At 50.0% G+C, this 23,616-nt stretch carries 28 protein-coding genes; 13 read left to right on the top strand and 15 right to left on the bottom strand.

All coding sequences use genetic code 11. The features are described from left to right. Positions 1-116: 116 nt before the first annotated feature. From ACZGCQ_RS05105 to ACZGCQ_RS05080, 6 genes are all read left to right on the top strand, one after another. A complete protein-coding gene (locus ACZGCQ_RS05105) occupies positions 117-587 on the top strand; it encodes an NUDIX domain-containing protein (RefSeq protein WP_230088538.1) in 471 nt (156 codons plus the stop codon). Positions 588-872: 285 nt separating this feature from the next. Further along, positions 873-1,520, top strand: a complete 648-nt coding sequence (locus ACZGCQ_RS05100) for a hypothetical protein (RefSeq protein ID WP_481265689.1) — start codon at positions 873-875, stop codon at positions 1,518-1,520. Further along, positions 1,517-2,311, top strand: a complete 795-nt coding sequence (locus tag ACZGCQ_RS05095; protein ID WP_481265688.1) for a DUF3307 domain-containing protein — start codon at positions 1,517-1,519, stop codon at positions 2,309-2,311. The genes ACZGCQ_RS05100 and ACZGCQ_RS05095 overlap by 4 nt, the downstream gene beginning before the upstream one ends. A gap of 46 nt (positions 2,312-2,357) precedes the next feature. Next, positions 2,358-2,909 (top strand): histidine phosphatase family protein, encoded by a 552-nt coding sequence (locus tag ACZGCQ_RS05090; RefSeq protein ID WP_214728712.1) that lies wholly within the window; start codon positions 2,358-2,360, stop codon positions 2,907-2,909. Next, the gene (locus tag ACZGCQ_RS05085) at positions 2,906-3,766 is read left to right on the top strand and encodes a ComEC/Rec2 family competence protein (RefSeq protein ID WP_481266369.1); all 861 of its coding nucleotides are present in this window, start codon (positions 2,906-2,908) and stop codon (positions 3,764-3,766) included. Before ACZGCQ_RS05090 ends, ACZGCQ_RS05085 begins: the two co-directional genes overlap by 4 nt. 21 nt (positions 3,767-3,787) lie before the next feature. Next, positions 3,788-4,003 carry a DUF3006 domain-containing protein gene (locus ACZGCQ_RS05080; RefSeq protein ID WP_406747791.1) on the top strand — a complete coding sequence of 72 codons (216 nt, stop codon included), beginning with the start codon at positions 3,788-3,790 and terminating at the stop codon, positions 4,001-4,003. Between the two features lie 33 nt (positions 4,004-4,036). On the opposite strand, the gene ACZGCQ_RS05075 is transcribed toward ACZGCQ_RS05080, so the two are convergent. Next, on the bottom strand, positions 4,037-4,264 hold the full coding sequence (locus ACZGCQ_RS05075) for a hypothetical protein (protein ID WP_481265687.1): 228 nt from the start codon (positions 4,262-4,264) through the stop codon (positions 4,037-4,039). A gap of 223 nt (positions 4,265-4,487) precedes the next feature. Here ACZGCQ_RS05075 and ACZGCQ_RS05070 point away from each other — a divergent pair, with 223 nt between their 5' ends. Genes ACZGCQ_RS05070 through ACZGCQ_RS05060 form a run of 3 tightly spaced genes read left to right on the top strand, consistent with a single transcriptional unit; the run spans position 4,488 to position 7,417 of the window. After that, the gene (locus ACZGCQ_RS05070; RefSeq protein WP_214809501.1) at positions 4,488-5,396 is read left to right on the top strand and encodes an AAA family ATPase; all 909 of its coding nucleotides are present in this window, start codon (positions 4,488-4,490) and stop codon (positions 5,394-5,396) included. Between the two features lie 3 nt (positions 5,397-5,399). Further along, entirely contained in the window at positions 5,400-6,446 is a 1,047-nt protein-coding gene (locus tag ACZGCQ_RS05065) for a DUF58 domain-containing protein (protein WP_481265686.1), read from the top strand. After that, a complete protein-coding gene (locus ACZGCQ_RS05060) occupies positions 6,443-7,417 on the top strand; it encodes a hypothetical protein (protein WP_481265685.1) in 975 nt (324 codons plus the stop codon). The genes ACZGCQ_RS05065 and ACZGCQ_RS05060 overlap by 4 nt, the downstream gene beginning before the upstream one ends. A gap of 13 nt (positions 7,418-7,430) precedes the next feature. Here ACZGCQ_RS05060 and ACZGCQ_RS05055 read toward each other — a convergent pair whose 3' ends face one another. Beyond that, positions 7,431-7,784, bottom strand: a complete 354-nt coding sequence (locus tag ACZGCQ_RS05055) for a winged helix-turn-helix transcriptional regulator (RefSeq protein WP_481265684.1) — start codon at positions 7,782-7,784, stop codon at positions 7,431-7,433. 114 nt (positions 7,785-7,898) lie between these two features. On the opposite strand from ACZGCQ_RS05055, the gene ACZGCQ_RS05050 reads away from it, so the two are divergent. Then, a complete protein-coding gene (locus tag ACZGCQ_RS05050; protein ID WP_481265683.1) occupies positions 7,899-8,621 on the top strand; it encodes an SDR family oxidoreductase in 723 nt (240 codons plus the stop codon). A gap of 69 nt (positions 8,622-8,690) precedes the next feature. Here ACZGCQ_RS05050 and ACZGCQ_RS05045 read toward each other — a convergent pair whose 3' ends face one another. The 3 genes from ACZGCQ_RS05045 to ACZGCQ_RS05035 form a co-directional block, all read right to left on the bottom strand. After that, positions 8,691-9,209, bottom strand: a complete 519-nt coding sequence (locus ACZGCQ_RS05045; protein ID WP_481265682.1) for a hypothetical protein — start codon at positions 9,207-9,209, stop codon at positions 8,691-8,693. A gap of 326 nt (positions 9,210-9,535) precedes the next feature. Continuing rightward, the gene (locus ACZGCQ_RS05040) at positions 9,536-9,862 is read right to left on the bottom strand and encodes a hypothetical protein (protein WP_481265681.1); all 327 of its coding nucleotides are present in this window, start codon (positions 9,860-9,862) and stop codon (positions 9,536-9,538) included. 159 nt (positions 9,863-10,021) lie between these two features. Then, on the bottom strand, positions 10,022-11,026 hold the full coding sequence (locus tag ACZGCQ_RS05035) for a helix-turn-helix transcriptional regulator (protein WP_069940698.1): 1,005 nt from the start codon (positions 11,024-11,026) through the stop codon (positions 10,022-10,024). A 113-nt stretch (positions 11,027-11,139) separates the two neighbouring features. Between ACZGCQ_RS05035 and ACZGCQ_RS05030 the strand changes: the two genes are divergently transcribed. Continuing rightward, positions 11,140-11,991 (top strand): alpha/beta fold hydrolase, encoded by an 852-nt coding sequence (locus ACZGCQ_RS05030; RefSeq protein WP_481265680.1) that lies wholly within the window; start codon positions 11,140-11,142, stop codon positions 11,989-11,991. Here ACZGCQ_RS05030 and ACZGCQ_RS05025 read toward each other — a convergent pair. Then, positions 11,979-12,647 (bottom strand): hypothetical protein, encoded by a 669-nt coding sequence (locus ACZGCQ_RS05025; RefSeq protein ID WP_481265679.1) that lies wholly within the window; start codon positions 12,645-12,647, stop codon positions 11,979-11,981. The two genes, ACZGCQ_RS05030 and ACZGCQ_RS05025, sit on opposite strands and share 13 nt — an antisense overlap. A 164-nt stretch (positions 12,648-12,811) precedes the next feature. On the opposite strand from ACZGCQ_RS05025, the gene ACZGCQ_RS05020 reads away from it, so the two are divergent. Together ACZGCQ_RS05020 and ACZGCQ_RS05015 are read left to right on the top strand one after the other, a co-directional pair. Next, entirely contained in the window at positions 12,812-13,348 is a 537-nt protein-coding gene (locus tag ACZGCQ_RS05020) for a flavodoxin family protein (RefSeq protein WP_481265678.1), read from the top strand. 79 nt (positions 13,349-13,427) lie between these two features. After that, on the top strand, positions 13,428-13,745 hold the full coding sequence (locus ACZGCQ_RS05015) for a hypothetical protein (protein WP_050677938.1): 318 nt from the start codon (positions 13,428-13,430) through the stop codon (positions 13,743-13,745). Positions 13,746-13,885: 140 nt separating this feature from the next. Here the strand turns inward: ACZGCQ_RS05015 and ACZGCQ_RS05010 are convergent, their stop codons facing one another. From ACZGCQ_RS05010 to ACZGCQ_RS04970, 9 genes are all read right to left on the bottom strand, one after another. Further along, entirely contained in the window at positions 13,886-14,251 is a 366-nt protein-coding gene (locus tag ACZGCQ_RS05010) for a YciI family protein (RefSeq protein ID WP_481265677.1), read from the bottom strand. Positions 14,252-14,344: 93 nt separating this feature from the next. Further along, positions 14,345-14,806, bottom strand: coding sequence for a YflT domain-containing protein (locus ACZGCQ_RS05005; protein WP_023468312.1), 462 nt, complete (start codon positions 14,804-14,806; stop codon positions 14,345-14,347). A gap of 86 nt (positions 14,807-14,892) precedes the next feature. Beyond that, positions 14,893-16,566, bottom strand: a complete 1,674-nt coding sequence (locus ACZGCQ_RS05000) for an FTR1 family protein (RefSeq protein ID WP_481266368.1) — start codon at positions 16,564-16,566, stop codon at positions 14,893-14,895. Next, on the bottom strand, positions 16,550-17,782 hold the full coding sequence (gene efeB / locus ACZGCQ_RS04995; RefSeq protein WP_481265676.1) for an iron uptake transporter deferrochelatase/peroxidase subunit: 1,233 nt from the start codon (positions 17,780-17,782) through the stop codon (positions 16,550-16,552). The genes ACZGCQ_RS05000 and efeB overlap by 17 nt, the downstream gene beginning before the upstream one ends. 2 nt (positions 17,783-17,784) lie before the next feature. Then, a complete protein-coding gene (gene efeO / locus ACZGCQ_RS04990) occupies positions 17,785-18,603 on the bottom strand; it encodes an iron uptake system protein EfeO (RefSeq protein WP_481265675.1) in 819 nt (272 codons plus the stop codon). Between the two features lie 133 nt (positions 18,604-18,736). Next, entirely contained in the window at positions 18,737-20,440 is a 1,704-nt protein-coding gene (locus ACZGCQ_RS04985; RefSeq protein ID WP_481265674.1) for a DUF2339 domain-containing protein, read from the bottom strand. A 139-nt stretch (positions 20,441-20,579) separates the two neighbouring features. Next, positions 20,580-21,656 (bottom strand): C39 family peptidase, encoded by a 1,077-nt coding sequence (locus tag ACZGCQ_RS04980; protein ID WP_214728630.1) that lies wholly within the window; start codon positions 21,654-21,656, stop codon positions 20,580-20,582. A 183-nt stretch (positions 21,657-21,839) separates the two neighbouring features. Next, on the bottom strand, positions 21,840-22,889 hold the full coding sequence (locus ACZGCQ_RS04975; protein ID WP_481265673.1) for an oxidoreductase: 1,050 nt from the start codon (positions 22,887-22,889) through the stop codon (positions 21,840-21,842). 73 nt (positions 22,890-22,962) lie between these two features. Then, positions 22,963-23,448: a GNAT family N-acetyltransferase gene (locus tag ACZGCQ_RS04970; RefSeq protein WP_047395463.1), complete on the bottom strand. Its 486-nt coding sequence runs from the start codon at positions 23,446-23,448 to the stop codon at positions 22,963-22,965. Positions 23,449-23,616: the final 168 nt, after the last annotated feature.

The following is a 23,616-nucleotide window of genomic DNA, read 5'->3' as shown; positions in this document are numbered from 1 at the left end:
GCGTCGGGTCACGCGTCTCCGCAGCTTTGCTTATAGCGTCAATTGATCAAGCAGCTACGGGACCGTCCCTTTAGCTGCTTGTTGTGCAATCTGCCGACCTTGGAGAGGTGATGAAGATGAAATTCAGACGTCGCGAAAAAGTAGCAATCTATATCACTCGGGAAAAACCTAACGGATGGGAACTACTTGTTTTTCATCCACAATCGGCTCCTGAGAGTGATTGGCAGATCCCCGCAGGTACGATCGAAGATGCTGAAATCGCCAAGGAAGCGGCTGTCCGTGAGACGCTTGAAGAAAGTGGTCTCTCGTTAGCATCCGTCCAGTACATCGGCGAAGAAGAGATGCGTTATCCGGAACGAATGCGGGTGCATTACACGTATTTCTACCATGCACACATCGAATGCCAAGAGAACCGTTGGACACATTGTGTTGCTGGTGACGGTCAGGATTGCGGTGATTTCTTTGATTTCGCGTGGTTGCCACTTGAACGGATCACGCAACTTGAACGCCGCCATCATATATTCCTAGATCGTTTGATTCATCGATTGGAACGGACACGTCCATATGATTGTCGAAAACACGGTTAATCCCGTGTTTTTTTGTTTTGTCTCACTATCTTAAGTTTACCTTGATTATGAGACGAATTCTTATAACTATTGATAATATGTGTTATGTTAACTTGAATAAAAAATGATCTTTTAGTCAGATTCATCCATCCCCCCTGTCGTGTAAAAATCGGTCTATCGTCCTGTTGGTCTTCTTCTTCATTCTTTGTTACTCTAATAACAGTAACACCGCGAATGTTACCTGTTTAACGGTAACAAATAAAATGTTTCCATGATTGTGGCAACAAATGAACAGGAGGAATCGTCATGCAAGCTGTTGCCTTGTCGTTTGATGTCAAAGGCTCCCGCGATTATCCGAGCAAAGAAGCATTACTTCAAGCGCTCCGAGAACTCGCGAACGATCTGAATACGGCATTTCCTACGAGTATCGTTCCGTTCCAAATCAAATCCGGTGATAGCTTACTGGCGGTATTTGCGGATTATCCGGTTAGTTATCCGGTCATGCTGCACTTATTGAATCAAGAATTGCCAGGTTACATCGGGATTGGATTTGGTCAGTATGAGACGATTTCGACGACCCAAGCTGAAGAAGCCAATGGCAGTGCGATCATTCATGCTTTTGAAGCACAGGAATTGGCGAAGACGCTTCCGTCACGGATTGCGTTTGCTGGACCGCCCTACTTACCGACCGCCCTGCTGAATGGTTATCTTGAGATGCTCTATCCGGCGTATTTCGGGAAGACGGACCGTCAAATTGAGTTGCACCGGTTGATGGATCAATATCCGGATGATACGTATGAAGAGATCGGTCTAAAGATGGGCTTTAAGGAACAAGATGCCCGCGCGAATGTCGCAAAACTCGTCTCTCGCTCGCAGCGTAAGCAACGCAAGCGACTTGAAGCTGCCTTGGCACAGGCACTGGAGCAATTCCAAGTCTGGGAGGCGATTCGGTGACTGTCTTATTGAGTCTTATCCTTGTCCATCTACTTGCTGATTTTCCATTACAGACGAGACGGATGGCGCAACTGAAACATCGACATCGACGCATCTTGGTCCAACATCTTGCCGTCCATGCGGCTCTGATGCTACTTGTCCTTGCGTTCTTCGTCATCCGAGGACAGTTGACCCTCGACATCGCCGGATGGCTTGGAGGGAGCATTCTCGTGTTTCACGCCCTACTCGATGCCTCCCCGCTCAAACGTCGCGTCAAGCAAGCAGCGGCGTACTGGATCGATCAAGCGTTACATATCGTTGCCATCATCGCTTTGACATGGGTGTTTGTTCCGATCGATTGGTCGTTGTCGTTCTCGCGCCCGGAGCAGGTCCTCTGGATTCTGTGTTTTAGTTTAGTGACGACGGAATTACTCGGTCACGGGATTGCTTTGATGCTCGCGCCATTTGCCCCACGGTTGATTGAAGCGCATTTCGAGCGGAAAGTGACACGCAAGGAGCAATTAGACGGTGTTTCACGGACCGTCACACACGAAGTCGAAGATTCTGCCCGCAGTTATACGACGGAATTGAACGGAATCGGACGTTATATCGGTCTCGTCGAACGGGCGATCATCACCCTACTCGTCGTCACGAACGCAACTGGAGCCATTGGCTTCATCATTGCCTTGAAGGCGCTGGCCCGCTTTAAACAGTTTGAAGATCGCCGCTTTGCGGAATATTACATCATCGGGAGCTTGCTGAGTATCTTAGGAGCGATTTTATGTGGACTGGCGATGCGCGTCGCTTTGTAAACGATGAATGAAAGTGAGGGAGACGGTTTGGACCGTCGCACGACATATGAAACAAATTGGATTAGTCAGGCATCACCGGGTGACGGAGGGATACCCGACGAAAGGCTGGATCAGTGCCAGTGACATTGAAAAGTGGATTGAACGGTATGATACGTCAGACATTGATATTCAGCCGGTCGAGCTCGGTCAGATCGACTGGACGGTCTGTTATGCGAGTAGCATGCCGCGTGCCGTCCAGACGGCACAAAGCGTTTACGATAAAGAGATCATTGTGACCGATCTACTACGGGAGGTACCATTTCCTACGATTCGCTCGAATCTCCGCTTGCCATTCCTTGGCTGGGCGGTCCTCGGTCGACTGGCAGCCCCGTTCAGCAAACGGATTCAAGCGGAGATCAAAGATGCGAATGAGCGGATTGAGGTCCTCTTGAATCAATTGATGTTCGAGGATGATGAACGGGTCTTACTCGTCGGGCACGGCGGCATGATGATTCTGATGCGGGCTGCCTTGAAACGGCGCGGTTATCGCGGACCCCGGTTCGGTCATCCGCGCAACGGTATGCTCTATCTGTTCGAGAAAGAGGAACCGACATGTTGAAATGGGGCTCAACGATTCTGTTAGCACTCTGCCTGATCGTCATCTTCTACACGACCCGGGATGAAGAGCCCCCTGCCCCAACAGCAGGACAAATGGAGGTCTATGGTTTTGATGTCGGTCAAGGGGATAGTACGTTCATTCGGACGAAGGAAGACGCGATCTTGATTGACGGTGGGAATAACGGTAAAGGCGAGGATGTCGTCCGCTACCTGCAAGAACTGGGAGTTAAACGCTTAACAGCAGTTATCGCGACACATCCAGACGCCGATCATATCGGTGGACTCGATACCGTCCTCGATGCCTTTCCGGTCGACAGCGTCTATGCCCCTCGTGTCACGCATACGACAGAGACCTATCGCGACTTCCTCCTTGCCGTCAAACGCGAAGGGGTGACGATCAAGTCGGTTAAGGCGGGTCTAGAGATCCCGAGTGAAGCTGCACGCTTTACGTTCCTTGCACCCCTAACGGACGGGACACAGGATCTTAACAGTTGGAGTGCCGTCCTGCGGGTCGAACATGGACAGGATCGGTTCCTCTTCATGGGCGACGCACCGATCCGGACGGAACGACAATTGCTTGAGTCGGACGAAGATCTCCGCGCCGATGTCCTGAAACTTGGACATCACGGGGCAGACACATCGTCCTCCCTGCCTTTCCTACAAGCCGTTAATCCGAAGCGAGCCTTGATTTCAGCCGGGAAAGATAATGCCTATCGTCATCCGCGTCCCTCCGTCTTACAGGAACTGAAAGCAGAACAGATCACGATTGATCGAACCGATCAAAGCGGTACGATCCAGTACATCTCGACCGGTGATGGCATTAAGGAATCGAACCGGACCGATTTACGACCGGAATAATCGAATGCGGAGGTACATCAGATGCGATTGACCCTAGCTGATTTTGAAGACGATCTTGCGATTTGCGAAACCGACGACCGCGAGACGATCACGTTACCGAAAAGTCGTTTGCCGCGTCAGGCGACGATTGGCGACCGACTCGACTGGAGTGGGCGTTCGATTCGCATCTTACGCGATGAGACGAACGCACGTAAAAAAGAGATCACCGATTTGATGGATGATCTCTTTGAAGAATGATGGGACTCCCTCAGAACGCTGAGGGAATCTTTTTTAACCGAGTAGACTGATGACGAGTCCAGCAATGATGCCTGCTATGAATAAGGTACCTAGCGTATAGGTGAGTATTCGTAATCCGATCGGTAGTCGACGAATCGCTGCAAAAGCTCGTCGATTCGGGGGACCTCCGGCAACAGCACGTTGATACGCATCGATCGGACTATGAGCCACGTCGTGTCGTTCGGCTGGAGTAGTATTGGATTCCGTCGTATGTTGTTTCATCTCTCCACCCTCCCTAATCTAATAACTATATCTCATAATATTCGCTAAGTGACTTCATCATCCTGCTTCAATTTTTTTGATATTTCACGAAACTTTTGGATGAAACTGGTAGTATAGATAAGAGACGTATTTCTAGATATTCGTTTTTAGAAAACCACTAGCAGTTTTTTCTGAATTTTCGTACACTTTAGAAATACGATGCATCTTAAAGGGGGAATCATCCATGTTTCAAACGTTACGGACATCACTCAAACAATCTGTCCTTGGTCAGGACGATGTGATTGATCATTTATTGATGGGCTTGCTCGCAGAGGGCCACGTTTTGCTCGAAGACCGTCCGGGGACCGGTAAGACGACATTAGCAAAAGCACTGGCGCAGACACTCGAAGCGAAGTTCTCACGTGTTCAATGTACAGCGGATACGTTACCGACCGATCTACTTGGAATGGAGCTGTTCAATCCGCTGACTGGATCGTTTGAACAACGGTTTGGTCCACTGTTCGCGAATATCGTCCTCGTCGATGAGATTAACCGGACGACTCCACGGACACAGTCAGCATTGCTCGAGGCAATGGCAGAAGGACAAGTGACGATCGGGGATACATCCTATACATTACCGCAACACTTTCTTGTCATCGCGACACAAAATCCATTTGATGGACATGGTACGTTCCCATTACCGCATGCCCAACTCGACCGTTTCTTGTTCAAATTGTCGTTCGCCCCGCTGACACGTCAAGCGGAGAAGGCGTTATTACGTGGAGCACACTTAACAGCAGCTGAACTACAGATTCCGCTTGAACAGCTTAATGACTGGAAAGAAGAGGTCGCCGCCGTCTCGATCGACGATAGCGTCGAAAACTACTTACTCGACGTCTGTGACGCACTCCGCGCCCATCGTGACGTTGAGATCGGACCGAGTCCACGGGCAACGCTCGCTCTCTTGAAAGCGGCGAAAGCACGTGCTTGGATGCAAGAACGGGCATACGTCACACCAGAGGACGTCAAGCATTTGGCGACGCCATTGCTTGCCCACCGTCTCGTCTTAACGCTCGAAGCGACGCTGAAGCTATCGAACGAACGTCTTGTCGAGCAGGTCCTCGATTCTCTCACTGTGCCGACTGAGGTGTAAGCGATGCAATTAATCATACCGAAAGCCTTCAACCTGATCATTCTTACGATGACAGGTGTGAGCGGCGTCATCGTGGCTCTTTATGGGCCTGTCTGGATCGCGGCTTTATTACTCGCCTATACGTTATATGGCTGGGTGATGCCGTATTATCTCGAATACGTTGCGAAGCGGCTTCGCGTCCGCCTTCTTGAGACGGTCCGCGCTTTTCGAGAGGAGACGATCCAGATACCGTTCGAGTTATCAAACCCAACGAAGTTACCACTCGGTCGCATCACGATTTCCGGGTTGCTCGGGGATCAGATTAAGCTTCCTGACGCGAGTAGTCAATTTTGGCGTCAACACCTATATGTCAGTAAACAAACGATCGTGCCGTTTTCAATCGATGTCATTGCCGCTCACCGAGGAACGATTCGGATTCAATCGTTTGACGTCATGATCTCGGATCCATTTCATTTCACAACGATCTATGTGACGCTTGATATCCAAGAGCTAGGTCATGTCTTCCCTGACTTTGCACCAGCATCGGTCGAGTGGAATGAGCGAATGATTCCTGGTGAGACGATTGATCGCTCGAGTCCGTTCACCGATCGCTCAAGTTTCCACTCCGTCGTCCCCTACTCCGGAGATGCGAAATCAATCTACTGGTCCGCTTATGCGAAGACGAATGAGCTGTACTCGTATCAATATGACCGAAAACGTAACCATGATTATGCCGTCATCGTCGATGGCTTATCCGTAGACGGACTCGCGCTCCGCTCGGACTTCGAGAAACTATTATCGCGTGCCGCGACGATCATCCGTGAACTCGAGAAACAAGGGGCTTCCTACAGCCTCTGGATTTCGATGGTCAACCGATCCGGTCAGTGGTACCATGTTCCGTCTGGGACGGGAAAACATCAATTCCTACGGACGATGGAATGCCTTGCTCGGATTTCTGAATACGATCTACCGCTCGAGCGCCGGTACTTCACGAAACGATTGCAACGTAGTGTACCGTCGACGACGGCGGAGATCCATCTCGGTCATCGGCAGAAAGGAGTGAGCGCATGATTCTCTGGTGGATATTCCTTGCGAGTCTGTTACCGGTTCCGTTCTATCTCGCGCTCGCTCTTCCAGCACTTGCCTTCGTGCCGCATCGTTCGCTTCGCATCGGATTACAGCTGCTCGTAGCGGGATCATTCTTTTTCCTCTCTCCCGTAGCTAGTGTCTTAGCTCTCGTCTTCGTCGCCTGGACCGCGTTTCTTGATACGGTCGATTCGACGTGGCGATACGCTACGAGTGCGATGGTCATCGGTGTCGTGATGGTATTGTTCCCAGGAGTGACACCACCGATTGGCGCCTTTTTACTTCTCGTCTTCGTCGTTGCGCATCCCTTCGTCGTCACGTACATGACAGAATGGCGGCGTATCTTCCCGACAATCGCGTTAGTCCTCAGCGTGGGGCTGATCATCGCTGTCGTCTTCCGGCTCACGAAAGAGGCGCTCGTCGGATCCGTCACGAGTGCGATTCGACCGCTATTTGAAGCATTCGGTTCATTGTTCCTTTGGACGGAGCCACTTAGTCGGGAAGCGGACACGATGACGAACCGGGCAATGGGGCTAGAGAACATCAAAGGTGTTCAAGACGTGGAGCAAGCGGCCGTCCAGGCAGGAACACCGGATTGGATTTGGATCGCAACGACGCTTCTGACCGTGATCTTAGTAGCGGTCACGCTTTATGTCATCCGGAAGCGAAAAGTCGTAGCAATCGAAAGAGAACAAACCGTCAAACACTCTAAACAAGTACGAGCGCATGCGCCAAAGCGGCATAGTCACCATCCGCTCTTAAAGATTGCCTCTCAACTCGAGCAAGCTTTCCCGAGACGCCATGAGGAGACGACGCTTGAATGGCTGACGCGGATCGAGTTTCCGGATGCGTCACAAAACGCTCGTCTGATTGACGGGATTGAATTCAGTCCAAGTGAACCAGCCTACGACATCCAGACGTTCCGCCGTCAAGTACGGGAACAAATCGAACGCTAACGAAAGCCCCTGCTCATGGAGCGGGGGCTTCTTCGTCGCATAATGTGCGGATCAATTGATTGCGTGGTGTCGTCGCGAGTCCCCAGTCGCAGATCGCATCAAGCAAGGGAATCAAGGAAATACCTTTTTCGCTCAAGGCATATTCGACGCGTGGGGGGATTTCTGGGTAGACGGTCCGCGTAATCAAGCCATCTTGTTCGAGTTGCTTCAGTTGCTGTGTCAGCGTCTTCGATGAGACGTCCTGGATATAACGCTCCAGTGTATTAAAACGGACCGCACCTTCTTCATGTAGCTCGTACAAGATCATCACTTTCCACTTGCCTTGAATCTGACGCATCGTTGCATCGAACTCATTTAAATACGGCATACCGTTCCCTCCCTTACCAAAAGGTAACCGACTGACCTAAAAGTGCGTACTTCTCGGAATGGTTTCCCTCTGTTATCTTCAATCTATCATATCAAACAATAAGGAGACGATATCATGAAAACAGGATTCATTGCCATCACAGGAGCTACGTCAGGAATCGGGCATGCGATTGCGCGAACATTCATTCAGAAAGGGTACCGTGTCTTATTGCTCGGACGCCGGATTGATCGTCTTACGAGCCTTGCTTCAGACGATGTCTTGATCCGCCAAGTCGCAGCCACCGACCGAGCTGCTCTCGATGCTGCTTTAGCAGACGCGACGGAAACGTTCGGACCGGTCGAAGCGATCATCAACAATGCGGGTCGGATGTTACTCGGTCAAATCGAGACACAAGACGCGGCAGAATGGGAAGAGATGTTTGACGTCAACGCGCTCGGTGTCTTACACGGGATGCAAGCTGTCCTTCCTTCGATGGTGAAACGGAAGACCGGCACGATCATCAACATCAGCTCGATTGCCGGTAAAAAGACGTTCGCAGACCACGCCGCGTACGTCAGCACGAAATTCGCCGTTCATGCGATGAGTGAGAACGTCCGAGGTGAAGTCGCATCTCACGGTGTCCGCGTCATGACGATCGCACCAGGTGTCGTCGAGACGGAATTGCTCGGTCATACGACAAGTGACGCGATCAAGGACGGCTATAACGAATGGAAACAGTCGATTGACGGTGGACTCGATCCGCAAGTCGTCGCGGATACTGTCTTATTCGCCTTCGAGCAACCGCAACATGTCAACATTCGAGAAATCGTCTTGGCCCCGACGAAACAACTCGATTGACGAAGAATAGACCGAAGCGCTCGGAAGTAAGTATATTTCCAAGTACTTCGGTCTGTTTTCATGTCAGCGTTATTTTACTAGGCGACTCTGTTCAATCGTTTGAAAGATTGAGTGATAAATCTGGAGTTGTTCCGAACGATTCGGTCGTTCGATCCCCTCCCCGAACAACCAGGTCGTCTCTTGTGTATCGTCATAGAGCATACCAGCCGCAAACATCGGATTCGGTACCGAGATGCTATCCTCATAGGAGAGACTTGGATCAAGGAACGGTTCGACGGATTTTTGAGAGCCGATAAAGAAAAAGGGAATCTGCGCCTTCCGGTAGACGGAGGCATAGTCACGTCCCGCTGCCTGATGTAAGTACTCCGGCATGATCATGACGGCGTCGTATCGTCGTAAATCTCCTTTGATCTCCTCCAAATCAATCGAGTGGAAGTCCGGAAATTGCGTAAGAACTGGAGCCGTTCCGACGACGGCGATAGTAAGATCGATGGTACTGGCTTTTGGCGTCAACGTTGGTTTTTTCATCATACATACGGTAAGCAATAGACTGAGTGCAAGTAAAGTCATGACGGTTCTCTGTTTCATCGGTCCCTCCATGATTTCCTGATATTAGGTCTTTCGCCTAGTTCCTTTATACCATAGAAATGGATGACGTTATGTTTTTGCACAATAGGGAAATCGCGTGAATAAAGTACCAACAGAAGCCAATAAAAAAAGACTCCCTGATTGGAGTCTCCTTACTTTTCAGCATCGATTTTCGAAGCTTTTTTTGCAATGACGACAATAAAGACGATGGCACCGACAGGAATCACGAGCGGCATCCAGTCGAGGATATACTGTGCGTTCATCGTATCCCCCCTTACCTAGCAAGCTATAAGCGTAGCATATGCCAATTGTTAGGGAGTTGCAAGTCACAGTCGGGGCAGAAGTTCGTTCACGACCGCGTAATAAATCAAGACACTTGTCGAGAACGTGTACCCGACGAATAAAAGGGGTGTGAATTTAGGTTTCATGCGTCGTTCGATCAAGCGTAACGAGCCGATGGTGACGACAAGAGCGACGACCGGACTAAATCCGAACACGACGATATCTAAGGATGTCACGACATCTTCAGAAAACACGAGATGAAAGACAAAAAGTGAGAATAAGTACCACGATGTATAGGATAGACAAACGAAGAAGAGGAAAGCAGCTAGTTTCCGCATCCCGTTTGATTGGCTTTTTTCCATCTGTTGCATGTCGTTCCTCCTACATAAGTATCAGATATCCTTAATAGTAACTGGAACTATTCGCTTAAAATATTCAAATATGAATATCCGACAAAAAACGACAAAAAGTTTTTTTCTCAACAATTAAAAAAAGCAAGATCCACGGTCAAGTGAACCTTGCTTCAGCCCTTAAAGTGCAGGTGTTTCGACTTGGTACATCGTCGCAAGACCTGCCACCTTATTCTTGAATGTCTCCCGACGTTCGACAGGTGCGATGATTTCCGCCTGATTGCCGAACTGAATCAGCCACATCATGAACCCATCTGAAAAGAGCGCATCAACTTTGACCTCGAACCAGAGATCATCGAGGCGACGGCAACGGATATCTGTTCCGAACCGGTCAACGACGGTCGGCATCAGACTCTCCTGGAATTTAAGCGTCAACTGTTCGTTCTCTCCCCCGTACATATTGAACATGTTACTTAAGTAACTCGGCTCGACGTGAACCGGTTCTTCCATCGGTTCGAACGCTTTACAATCGACGATTCGGTCGACCCGGTACGTCCGGATCTCTTTGATCCGCTCATCGCGTCCAATCAAATAGTAATTTCCGTTATCCATCAACAGGTGAGCCGGAGAAACGAGATAATGCTCGCCATCCTTCCGTAACTCGAACTTCCGCGTCCGTTCATTGAACTTTCCTTGGTACTGGAAACTGATGACGAAACCATCGCTGATGGCTTTCTGGATCGTATCGATCGAGCGCGACGTCATTCCTTTTGGTTTTTTGACAGTATGTAGCACCGGTTGGAGTGATTCCGCCATCTTATCACTCGTCAACGACTGAATCGTTTGAACGAGCGACGTCGTCTCACTTTCCGAGATGAACTTCGCACTGGCGATGGCATCGACGAGCAATCGGAGCTGATGATGCTCAAAAGGACGACTGACGAGATGATACGGAATGGCAAGCCCATTCTTCGTCTCTTCCGCCACGACGTCGAAACCTGATTTGGCAAGTGCCGCAATATCATCCTTCAACGATTTTCGGGATAACTTCTCGATCAATCCTCGTTTCGAGAGTTCCATGCTCAATTCCTCAAGCGTCAACGTATGGTCTTCATCCGACTGACGTTCGAAGATTTCTCGTACAGCAAGTAAGCGGTCACGGTTCGTTAATTTTTCGTTTGACACTACGCATCCTCATTTCCTAAGTCACAATGGTTTGGTTATACTTTACAGTATACATGAAAATAAATTCGAGATTAACAATAAAATGGTAATAATTAAGAGATAGGAGAATTTGGATGCATTATATTGCAGAATGGAACGGTCAGCGCTTTGATTACCGGGATAGCGGAAGTGGTCCCGTCATTCTTTTGATTCATGGTACGCAGTCGGATTACCGGGAAGTCTACCATGTCGAAAAATTAATTGCTGCAGGATATCGAGTCATCGTGCCATCGCGTCCGGGATATGGAAGAACACCACTTCAGCTCGCTGATAGTCCGGAGGCGCTTGCAACGTTCTACGCTGGGTGGCTGGCATCCCGCCAGATTAAACAGTACACCGTTTACGGCATCTCTGCCGGTGGACCGACAGCAATCGCGCTTGCTGGAATGGATCCAGGCGTTCATGCTCTCGTCTTAGCGTGTGCAATGACACACCGGATCTCGCTTCCCTATCACCGGCTTCTGATCCAACCGGTCTTACAACGTCCTTTACAGTTCATCCAGTGGGGACTCTGGACGTACGTGAAGGATAAGATTCGTAAGTTTCCTGAAGAAGCAGCGGTTCGGATGGTCGAGATGACGAGTCTTTTACCACGCGAAACAATCCGTACCCACATTAGTGAGACGGATGCATCGTTGTTGTATGAAGTTGGTCTCCAAAATGGTCCTGGGCGAGGTGTCTTGTTTGATATCACACAAGACATCGAACGAGAACGGCTTGAAGCCGTCACGTGTCCCGTCTTGATCGTCCATTCGAAATCAGACCGTGCTGTTCCGTTCGAGCATGCGGATCACGCACGACGGAGCATTCCTCACGCGCAGTTCATTGAATCGAAAAGTCCCGGTCACCTGATCTGGATCGGTCCATCCGCACGTCGGGATGAGCGGATGATCGAACGGTTCATCGCCTTCAATCAGATGACTTGAAGGCGGAGCCGCATTTTTAGCTTTTCATCATCCTCCTCGATCGCAATCAGACCACGACGCGCCAGTTCACCAATCGCACGACGCGTCCGGTCTTGATTAAGTCGGGCACAACGGGCAATCTCAGCGATGCCCATTCGACATGACAATTGGTTCGCTTTGATCTTCGATGAAGGCTTCGCGACGGAACGTTGTAAGAGACGCCAAAAAACATGGCGGGCATCTTCTGATAAAGCATAGGCATTTTTCTCGATCACTGGCGGCATATAACGAACGTCTTCTCGAATCCGGCGAATCAAATAAAGACTGAGCCATTCTTCGAGCTCCGCTTGAATTCGCGAGAATTCGAACCACCAGAGTTGCTCGAGTGCCTCTTCTTCTTTTGTCGCCAGTTGCCAGCTAGCAGGAATCTCATCAAACTCTTCCTCAAGCCAATCTTCGTAATCGAGTGCCGTCTCATACAAGACTTGTGACGGAATCTGCTCGAGTGACGTCCGATGTTTATAGATATCAAAGCTCATCCGTCGAAAATGTTCGACGGATGCAGCCACTTGGCTCAAATGAATCAATTGTTTCGTAATGAGTCGCGCCAGTCCATCCATCTCGAGGTGGATGGCATATAAGTGTTTTTCTAGCGCAATGAGCGTGCTTCTCTCCATTCGACCGTTCCTCCCCTATTTGTTTTTCGTCTTCCTGTCTTTTTCCGCAAAACCCTTATTCAAAACCAATTGTGAGCATATCGGTGTATTGACAGTGCAGTTTGGAATAGAATAGAACAATCGAATTCAAATAGAACAATCGAATTCAAAAGGAGATGCACGTTATGTATACGATTTTTGGTAGCTCACGAAAAGGAAACAGTGAATGGCTCGGGGAACAAGCATTGAAAGACATCCCTCATGTTGCTGTCGATTTGGCGAACGTCTCGATTCAGCCGATTGAAGACCGCCGTCATCACGGAGGCTTTTTGCCGATCGGTGATGACTATCGCCGGATCGTCGAAGAGATGCTTGAACACGATGACATCTTGTTCATTACTCCGATTTACTGGTACTCGATGTCGACGAAGATGAAACTATTCATCGATCGATTCAGCGAGTCACTGCGCGACGAAGAGCTCGACTTCAAACGCCGGATGGCGGGGAAACGATTCCACTTGATCGCGGTCGGAGGAGACAATCCACGCGTTAAAGGACAAGCGCTCGTCACGCAGTTCGAGCATATCGCATCGTTCCTTGGCACGACGCTTGAGACAGCGATTCTTGCCGAAGGGAATGCACCGGGTGAGGTCGAGCGCGATCAAGAAGCGATTGCGGCAATCGAAGCGTTTCGTGAAAAAATATCAGGAGCACGTGTTTAAGCACGGTTCGTGAAGGGAATTATCTGAAGCAGAGCGCACGACTGTTTAGCGTACGACTCAATTCAGGAGGTGGTCAGCCATGTTCGCATCTAAAAAACGATCGAATCGCAAGTGGAAACAACTGACTTCACGCCAGCATATCCTTCATCTTGAGCATCTGTATCAATCACGCGAAGAGACGATTGTCCGTGATCGCCTCTCCTTACAACACATCATGGAACGTGCAGTCCGGACCGGACAGACGGTCCACGTCCGATTAAAACAACTCGATACGGTATCCGGTTCGATCCAAGCGATTTTTCATGACCGCGGAACGATCGAACTCGTTACATCGACAGGCATGCGCCGGATGGTGCGAGCGTCAGACGTCATCGATATCGAGTGGAAGACAACCTAACAGCATTCAACCCCTTCTCGACTAGAGGAGGGGTTTTGGTTTACATGAGCCCTTTGTCGCCACACGGTTGATCTTCCAGTTCGAGCACCGGGCGTGCCGTAGTCGAGCTTGAATCGTAAACGTCGTCCATAACCCGTACATCAAGAGGTACCGGATAACGGACGGACTTCCGCGCGCCACCCGTAAGCTTCCCCTTCTGCGACTTGCGTCGTCGGGTGAAGAGAAGCCAGTTCCATTGCCTGATCCAAATCACGTGCTTCAAAGACAATCAAACTGCCAATCTGCTCTCCATGCGTTCGATCCGGCTCTACTTTCTTCTGTACGACCCCATCCTGCCAGTAAAATGCTTGTGTTGTAAGACCCGGGTGCCAGTCTGATAGGACATCGACTTGTTCATTGAAGGTGTTCATCAACGCATCACAACGCGACATCAAAGCATCGATCTCTTCCTTCGATAAAGCATCCATCCGCTCAGCATCGTAATAACCGACATATAAGAATTGCATTGTCTCTCCTCCTCTCAACTTTCCCATTCCCTTCCATGAGCAGACTAAACAAAAGCCTCCTGTCTCTACGCTGAGAAACAGAAGGCTTATGTATCATTCATCTTTTAACTTGACGTTTTGATCGGCTGGTAACGTCGTCGTCGTTTCCTCGTCTTCGAGTTTCGGTACGCCAGCACCATAATCGGTTGCTTCATCCGTCACGTACGACGCCGCGAACGCTGGATTCAGTAAATCGGATTTCGAACCGACGATGACGATCCGACCGTGTCGGACTTCATCTTCTAGATCCTCAGCGACATCCTTCGTCATGCCAAGCTCGGACAACTGCGCGATCCGGTCATTTCGGTTACTCCGGACGGCTGATAATAACGTCTCAAAGAACGACTTCTTCGTCACGCGGTACGGTAACGTCTGTGTGTCATTCGCGATCCGTTCCGCGAGTTCTTCATCTTTAGCAAAAATGTAAATCTGTTTATTCGAATAGCCACTTGATTTGAGGCTCGTCACTTCTGCGTCGACAGCGGTCATGTTTCGTACGATGCGTGTTTCAAGCATAAAAATCCCTCTCTTTCATGCAGCAAGCTGCTGATAAGAAGTTATACCCGAAACATAATAGTTGAAACCTGAAATTGAAAAATGGATTAAGCAGCAGTCTGGATTGAAGACGCACGCCGCTTTTGCCAGATTGTAAACAACGCAATCAGAATCATCAGAACGATTTGTGGGATGAGCGTCTCGAGCGTCGGATAAAAGCCGATCCACCCGGCAGTCCCGAGTCCATTGATCGGATGAATCGGTAAGACGTTCGTCAGCTGCAACGCATGCAGACTCGTACCAAGAATCTTAAACGCCATCACATAAATCAACCACGAGGCGACTTGGAACAGGCGGTGGATCGGTAAACGGACACCAATCTGGATGACCGCATACGAGACGAGTCCGATGATGATGATCGCAAGACCGATTCCGGATAACAGGGCGGTCTTCGTCATCGCTGGTGCCATTCCGATATAAAACAGTAACGTCTCGGCGCCTTCTCGGAAAATCGTCAAGAAACTGACGAAGAATAAGGACGTCGTCGAAAGCGTCGATAGAAAGTGTTTTCGTTTGGCGACGGCGCTTTTTGAGTGCAACCAGTAGCCGACGAACAACATGACAACGACCGCAACGATGCCCGTGTAGCCTTCAATTTGTTCCCGACCGGTCGCCGCGAACGATGCCTGAAAGACCGTCTGGAGGATGAGCGCTAACAGACCGCTTGCGATCAGACCAAGCCCGGCGCCTGCCCAAACCTTTCCTTCTTGTTTGGAACGGCTTTTGCGAGCGAAAGCCACAAGCGCGCTGACGATCAGTAACGCTTCGAGACCTTCCCGTAGCATGACGAGCATCGCGTCAACGAACGTATAGTGGGTCTTCGTTTGTAATTGTGCGATAGCATTCTCAAACGACTGGAGTTCTTGTGCCGTCGTTTCTCGTGTTTCCGGCGTCAGCTGGGCAAGTAATAGCGGTACGTCGGACTCAAGCTGAGAATAGAGCCCTTCATTACGTGTCCGGACCTCGCCTTCCGCTCGCGGCCATGTCTTCAGAAACGATTCGAGTGCCCGTTTCGCTTGTGGCAGATCATTTGCCGCAAGTGCGGTCTGCGCCTTTTCAAGTGGCGTCAGCAGCGACTGCAGTCCCGTTTTCTTCGCCTGGACCTGCTCCCCGTCGAGGAACGACTGGACGGCCATATCGAACTGATCAAGTGCGGCTTTCCATTCCTTCGTATCCGCGGACTCACGCGCCGCCGCAATCCGGATTGACGCGAGTGCCATCTCGATGTTGCCATAGTGACCGACACTGTCATTGCGAACAAGACTCTCGTGCGTCGTCCATGCGGTCAACAACCGTTGCTCGGCTACCGGACGATCGCTCGCCTTGACTTGCCGCATCTCTTTCGTCAACGAAAGCAATTGCTTCACCTTTGCTTTCGCAACCGGATCCGTCTTCGGTTTCGTTGCTTCTTCCTGCTTCCGGACGGCAGCAGAGAGTGCTGTCAGTTGCTCGCGGACTTCCGGAAACGTTGCCGACCGTTTCGCATCGACCTGTTTGACAGCTTTCATGATTGCCGCTTGCTGTTCCGGTAAGTCTTTGGATGCTTGATTCAGTTCATCGATCGCTTGATTCAGTGCCGCGCGATCTTCACTTGCAACAGCGGACAAGGCTTGTCCGATCGCGACATAGAGATCATCCGTCGAAGCAGCATGGACAGGCACGGCGTGTTGACCGACCATAAGGAGTACAAGTAAAAGGGCGAGATTACGCAAATAACGCATCACCGATATAGCCTCCTTTCGAAATCCCACCGAAGCAGGCGAAGATGGCACTACCACGGTGCGTGATGTATTCATTTAATCGATCCTGCGCTGCAAGACGACGTTGAATCTCGATGAATTGTTTCGGTGAACGCTGATACGATAAAAACAGCAGTCCAGCATCAAGGGCACCCGTCTTTTCATCGATGCCGTCCTGATACGAGTAGGAACGGCGTAAGATGGCTGTCTTCCCGTCTCCATGCGCGACAGCGGTATGCGAGTCAACCGGTAAGTCAGCTTCGCCACGAGCTTGTCGTTTCGCTGGTGTGACGGAAGCGAACTCGTCTGTTGAGCCGAGCGGCGCCCCGGAAGCACGCTCGCGTCCGAAGGTCCGTTCTTGCTCTTTTAGAATCGTCCGGTCCCAGACTTCGAGATGCATCTGAATGCGACGGACGACAAGGAACGAGCCGTTCGTCAACCACGGTGTCCCGTCTTGCCACTGACAAAAGAGCGATTCTTTCCGGACCTGCTTCTTCGAGACGTCAGGATTTCCCGTACCGTCCTTGAAACCAAATAGATTGCGCGGGGTTCCACCAGAGGCATCTGCTGCTTTACTGCGCTGGAAACCAGCTTGGGACCATCGCATCGCGACCGTTCCACGCCCGACACGGACGAGGTTACGGATGGCATGGAAGACGACTTGCGCATCATCACCACAGACTTGGACGACGAGGTCGCCTCCACTCCATTTTTCGTCTAAACGATCGAGGTCGAACGTCGGCAACGCTTGGAGCGCCTCCGGTCGTTTATGACGGATGCCGAAGCGACCGTCAAACAGACTTGGACCGCACCCGAACGTAAACGTCAAGTGACCGGCCGATAATCCATCCGCTTCCCCCGTATCTTCCGGTGGCACGTAACGGGAGTCGGAATCACCGTACGATAAACCAGCAGCAAGTCTGGCACATAACCGCGTCCAGCGTTTTAATAAATCGACCAACTCATCGCGTCGCTCCGTCTTGATATCAAACGCCACGACTTGGACGTGATTTTGTGGGGGTGTCAGAATTCCCGCTTGATACGTTCCGTAGAACGGCTCTTGATCACTGGCTTCGACAGTCAATGTTCGCGGAAGAAACTTCTCAAGACCACTGGCATACAGGGCGGCTCCGAGACTCGTCAAGCCCGCGACCTTCAGGACGTCACGCCGCGTGACACCTTCTTGGATTGGTTTCATGCTTATCCCTCCAGTACGATGCCCATCTTCGAGAGCGGTTCCGCGAGTTCATTGATGGCGACACTCATTTGTTTGACGTCCTGTTTCGAAAGACTCGTATAGAGGACGTAGCCGTCACCCTTTTTCTTGGCGTCGAGTAAAGCGTGGACATCTTTGAAGCGAGCCGCGATTTCTTTAGATAATGCCGCGTCTTGTTTTTTCAGCGCCGGGTTCAACAGTTCATAGATTTTTTCAGCACCTTCGACGTTTGCTGCGAAGTCATATAAATCGGTATGCGAATAACGATCCTCTTCCCCTGTTACTTTTGACGTCGAGACTTCGTTTAGTAAATCTGTCGCCCCCGTGACGAGTAATTCTGGTGTCACCTCGACCGTCTCGACCTTCGCCCGCAGTAAGTGAACGTCCTTCATCAATTGTTTCGCGTATGCTTCATAGCCTTTTGTCGTTCCCTTTTCAAATAACCCTTGTTCGATCCGGTGGTAGCCACCCCACTCCGACGCTTTAACGTCGCCTGCTCGCGCATCGATTTTCGGATCGAGGTCACCGAACACTTCCGCGATTGGTTCTGCACGTTCGTAGTGCATCCGTGTTGGAGCGTACAACGCTTTCGCTTCTTCGAGTTTGCCAGCCTGTACGGCATCGGTGAACTTTTCCGTCTCGCGGACGAACGTATCGATTTCGTTGATCGCATACGTTCGGTAATCCGTGACGACCTGATCAAAATTCGTCTTTTTTGGTGCCGGTGTCTCCGCTTGTTTCGCTTCACTACAACCTGCTAAAACGACGGCGAGCGCCCCTGTCATCAATAATGCTTGTTTCATGTATGGTTCCCCCTGTTACTAATTAAGTCAGTTCCTTAAATAGTATAGACGACAATGATAATCGTTATCAATAAAAATTTTGCGCAATTAAAAAAGCTTGAACCGGTTCATTTCAACCGATTCAAGCGCTTCGTTATGCTTGTTCTTTTCGTTTTTTGAAGTACGTCCGTGAAATGATGAATGTGACGATCCCGAAGCCAATGAAGACGAACGCTTTTTGGAATAAGCTCAGGAACGACAAATCGAACAGTAAAAGCTTGACGGCACTGATCGTCAGCAGCAACAATCCGGACAATCGCCACGTCGACGACGTCCGCATCCGACCGATCGCGACAAGGACGAGTGCGAGGACGATATAGGCAGCGGACAACGTCGTACTACGCGCCGTTTCTTCAAGACCGCTGTAGAACGGTAACTCCATGATAATCAACGTATAGGTCGTAAAGATACCGATCGCAGCTAAGACGAGAACAAGTTGCCATGACCCTTTCCAGACCGGATCACGATGTGTCTGAACGAGGAGCAAGACGAATGCTGTCGAAGCAATGACCATAGCGAGCACCGTCAAGGCGTAAGACAGACCTAAGCTTTGATAGGATTCATAATCAACGACGGCAGAAAAGATGAAGACGACATATAAGCCGACGTTAAACAACCGTTGATGCGGCATCCGCGCCCGCGGAACGAACCAAAATGCGGCAATCAACCCGGCAATCAAGAAGTAGCGTAGTTGATACGTCCAGCTGATGGCATCTGCCGGAATCAAGAGGACGGCGACGAGTAAGGCAACGTGACCGACGCCGTTTTGCGCCGAATCCTTTAATCGATCAGCGAGCACGTAGGCAACGCCAGCAAACAGAATCGCGATTAGCGTCCCGAACGACCAATCAAGAATCAGTAACGTCAGCAAGACGACAACACCAGCAAGCCAGCTTGGGGCGTTTGGCTGAAATTGAATCCGTCGTCCGACGAAAGACGTTGCGCCGTAACCGAAGAATGTCGCAAGTAAGAGAGACCATTCATCGAGTTGCGGAACACCATCGTCGTACCGTGAGAGCGTCAACGACAACAATCCAAACGCGAGTGCAATCGTAAAGATCACCCAAGCGAAGACGAACGCTCTCTTTGCCTTCAGTCGGTCAACGGCAAAGAAGATCGCTGCGAACAAGACGACTTCGTACAATAAGAAGAGCGGTAAGTTCGGCTCGTCCGATAATTGTAGATACGGTAATAAGAAACCGGTGATGGATACGAGGACGAGTAAGGCTTGCGATCGCATCCAGAGCATCAAACCGTACGCGATGAAGACGACGACGAGCTCAAGTAAGAACGCTAAAGATGGTGGATAAAATTGATATAAGGCCATTCCAGCAAACAATGCCGCTAAGGCGACAATCGTTCCGGTCGCGACGAGTCCGACGCCAAGCTCGCGCCGCTTCTTCTCATACTGATATTCTCCGAGGGCGATGACGAGTAGACCAATCAACACCCCACTTCCGATGCGGACAGGCGGACTGATCAGACCGGCAACCGAGGCATAGGAGAAGAGGAACAAAGCCCCGAGTGCAGCAAATATCGCTCCTATCCGGGGTAACCAGACGGTCGCGATGACCTGTTCCCATTCTTCGCGGGAGCGCTTTTCCTTGAACGTTGGTTGAGGAACAACCGGTTTTCGTTTCGTATAGGAAGGACGCGGGGCTGGGCGAGCGACTGTACTTACTTCTGGTTCGCTCGGTTCAGGTGCGACAGACGAAGTGTGCTGTCCTTCAAGGGCAGCTACTCGTTGTCGTAACGCCGCGATCTCCTGCTCGAGACGCGTGATCCGTGGATCTTCCATCTCTTCACTTCCTTTCATGGATACATTGTCATTCTTTTACACACCTAGCAGGTGAACTCCTTCATTTTACAGTAGATTTCGTATCAATATGCCTGAAAATGACAAAAATCCGGTCGCCTAAGAGCGACCGGATGAGGGTTTAACGAACAGATAATGCATATTGTCCCGTCTGATTGAAAACGGATGTGAACTGCGAGCGACTGACACTGTACTTGCCGCGGTATGGATCCGAGACATAGAACGAGCCGCTTGAGACACCTGTCACGAGCATGACGTGATAGTTCCGGTAACCAGTGAAAGTTTTACCGTCCGGTTTGATCCAAGAGAAGTAGCCATATGGATTCTTGAAATCGACCGTTGCCCAGACGATGACCGGGTTACCGCTACGGATTTCACTTTCGATCTTCGAAACGCCTTGTTTTGAGATATCGACGGCGCCACTGCGGTATTTTTTCGCGAGTGGTAAGATTCCTTTCGGGTAAATGCCCCAGTTTTTGTAGTAATCAAGCGTTCCGGCTGGATTCCCCGTGAACATTTTTTCCGGATCTGCCCAGTAATACTTCCCGTTTTTATACGTCGCGTTCTTCATGCTTTTCGGCATTTGATTGTAGAGTGACGCAGCAGAGACCGCTTTTTTCTTGTATTCGAGTGCCATCTTCAACGAGACGAACTCACAGCCAGATGGATACCCGAGTGAATATTGGTTGTAGTACGGAACATTTAACTGTTTCGTCGTCGTCGATGGTTTCGACTTCGAGACGTACTGCGTTGAGATATAACGGTAGCTTCCCTTATAGAGAATCCGTGTCCAGCTTCCTGACGTGCCATATGTCGCAACGGCAACCCCTTTATTCAGTTGCCCTACGACCTTATACTTCGTTCCAGCACCCGTCCGGACGTTGAGTGTGCCGACCGTCGTATACTTCGTCCCTGTCGACGTGTATTTCGACGAGGACGATTTGACGTAGTTCTTGTGTATGTATCCGGTGCGGGATTTGTAGCTGATTTTATACCAGCTGCCTGATGTTCCTTTCGATGTGTAGACGTTCCCTTTGTAGACGTTACCGAGAATCTTACTCGATGTCGACGGTTTTTCGCGGACGCGCAAGACATCCGTCGTCACGGTCAACTTCGTCGCGGCCTCAGCGATCAACGAAGGGCTGAGTACCCCAACGATGACAACCGCTACGAGCAATGCGGATAAGAATCGTTTCATGATAGACCCCCTATGTTTGGATTTGGTGAGACATTCCCCTTTTCCCAACTATTTGAAAAAATAATCAACATTTCTTTAGAAAAATCTGAAAAATCAGGAATGCACTTGTTCTTTATATCAAAAAAACCCGACCATGCCTATGGGCACAGTCGAGTTGTCATCAACCTGCAATCAAATTAAAATTTAATTTTTAATCGTTAAAATATATGGAGATGGTTGCGCGAAGGCTTGTTCAAGCAGATGGGCAACAAACAAGGTATCCTCTTCTTTCACCGGAAGCGGTGCATCTTCGACGATACTGCGGTAAAAGGCGCGATACATTTTACCGTAATCACCAACAGGACTCGGAATCCGGACGTCTTGCAAATGACCGTGTTCATCATGATAGATCAAACGACCATAATCGTCTTCTGAATCCTCACCGAACCCCTCTTCTCCTGGGAAGTAGTTCGCTTTCAGATCGAGCTCTTGCCGATCGACGTGTTGTTTGATGAACGTGCCATTCGTTCCGTGTAACATCCACCGGGGTGCCGGGGCAAGTGCGACATGACTTGTCCGGACGCTGACCTTCAGCTCCGGATAATAGAGATCAATCGCAAATGCGTCGTCTGGATTGTGCGGCAGTCGAACACTGCGCACGTCAAAGGCGACCTTGTCCGGTTTTCCGAACAAGGCGATGATTTGATCGAGCGTATGGACGCCGAGTCCATAGAGCGCACCGTTTTCGTGACGCGCGTCAGCTGACGCTGCTTCCGGGCGGAATAGATCAAATTGCGAGACGACCTCGACGAGTCGTCCAAGTTTTCCGGAACGGATGATTTGCGCGACGACTTGGAAGTCGCTATCGTAACGTCGATTTTGATAGGCGAGAATCTTAACGCCTTGCGCAGCTGCTTCCGCAAATAACCGCTTTGTCTCTTCTTCCGTCACCGTAAATGGCTTTTCGACGAGAACATGCTTTTGATGCTGTAACGCGAGCAATGCGTATTCGAAATGGGTCGCCGGTGGTGTATTGATGACGACGACATCAAGTTCCGGGTCAGCGAGCATCTCGGACACATCCATTGTAAAACGAGCATCCGGCAGTCGATCCTGATAGGATGCGAACAGCTCCGGTTTTTCTTTCCGATTGTAAATCCAGGTGACGTGATAGTTGTCCTCGATCATCACGTACGGTAAATGGTAACGGGTCGTACTTTTGCCAAAGCCGATAAAGCCGATATTCAGTCGCATCCGATCACTCCTTGAACCGTTCTTTTTCTATTACCATACCAAACGAAACGACCGTTGTCTTGATTGAACCGCTTCAGGCAGTCGCTTCGATGCGTTCGTACTCATAAATCGAGAATCCATCCCGTGTTCCTTGATAGACGAATCCGAATGATGCGTAATATGCATTGAGAAACTCGTTCGTCGCGACACAGTCAAGTCGTAGAATTTCTCCTTCATCCTCTGTCACAGCAATCGCGTGTTCGAGTAGTTTTCGACCGACACCCTGTCCTTTTGCACGGTCGCTGACGACGATTCGATGGATATACAGACCTTCTACATCATCCCACAAGGATTGATCCCATTCGAGCGAAGGAAGCAGGGCAACGGAACCAAGCAGCTCGTTCTGATCCTCAAAGACATACAAACGACCTGCTTCTAAATCTCGCGCGACGAGTTGCTCGATGTCTTGCTCCAGATAAGCAGACCACTGGCTACTGCCACTGGCTTTGAGGGAGAGCGCTTTTTGCTCAAGTAGGGTTGCGATGTTTCGAACGTCTTTTGATGTAGCTTGTCGTATCATGTTATTCCTCCTGTTACAAAAAAATTCTTCTCTATCCTAACGAATGTACAGCGTGAAGAAAACCTTTTTGCTTCAAGATTTCACGTTTGCCCATTATTTTGTGATTTTTTTCATATTCCACAATTTTATTTCAATGTAACGTATTCTTTAGGAGTGATCTGACCCCCA

The organism is Exiguobacterium sp. HSB13 (assembly GCF_056764755.1).
The sequence above is the reverse complement of the archived record's forward strand: the minus strand, read 5'-3'. Positions and strand labels throughout refer to the sequence as shown.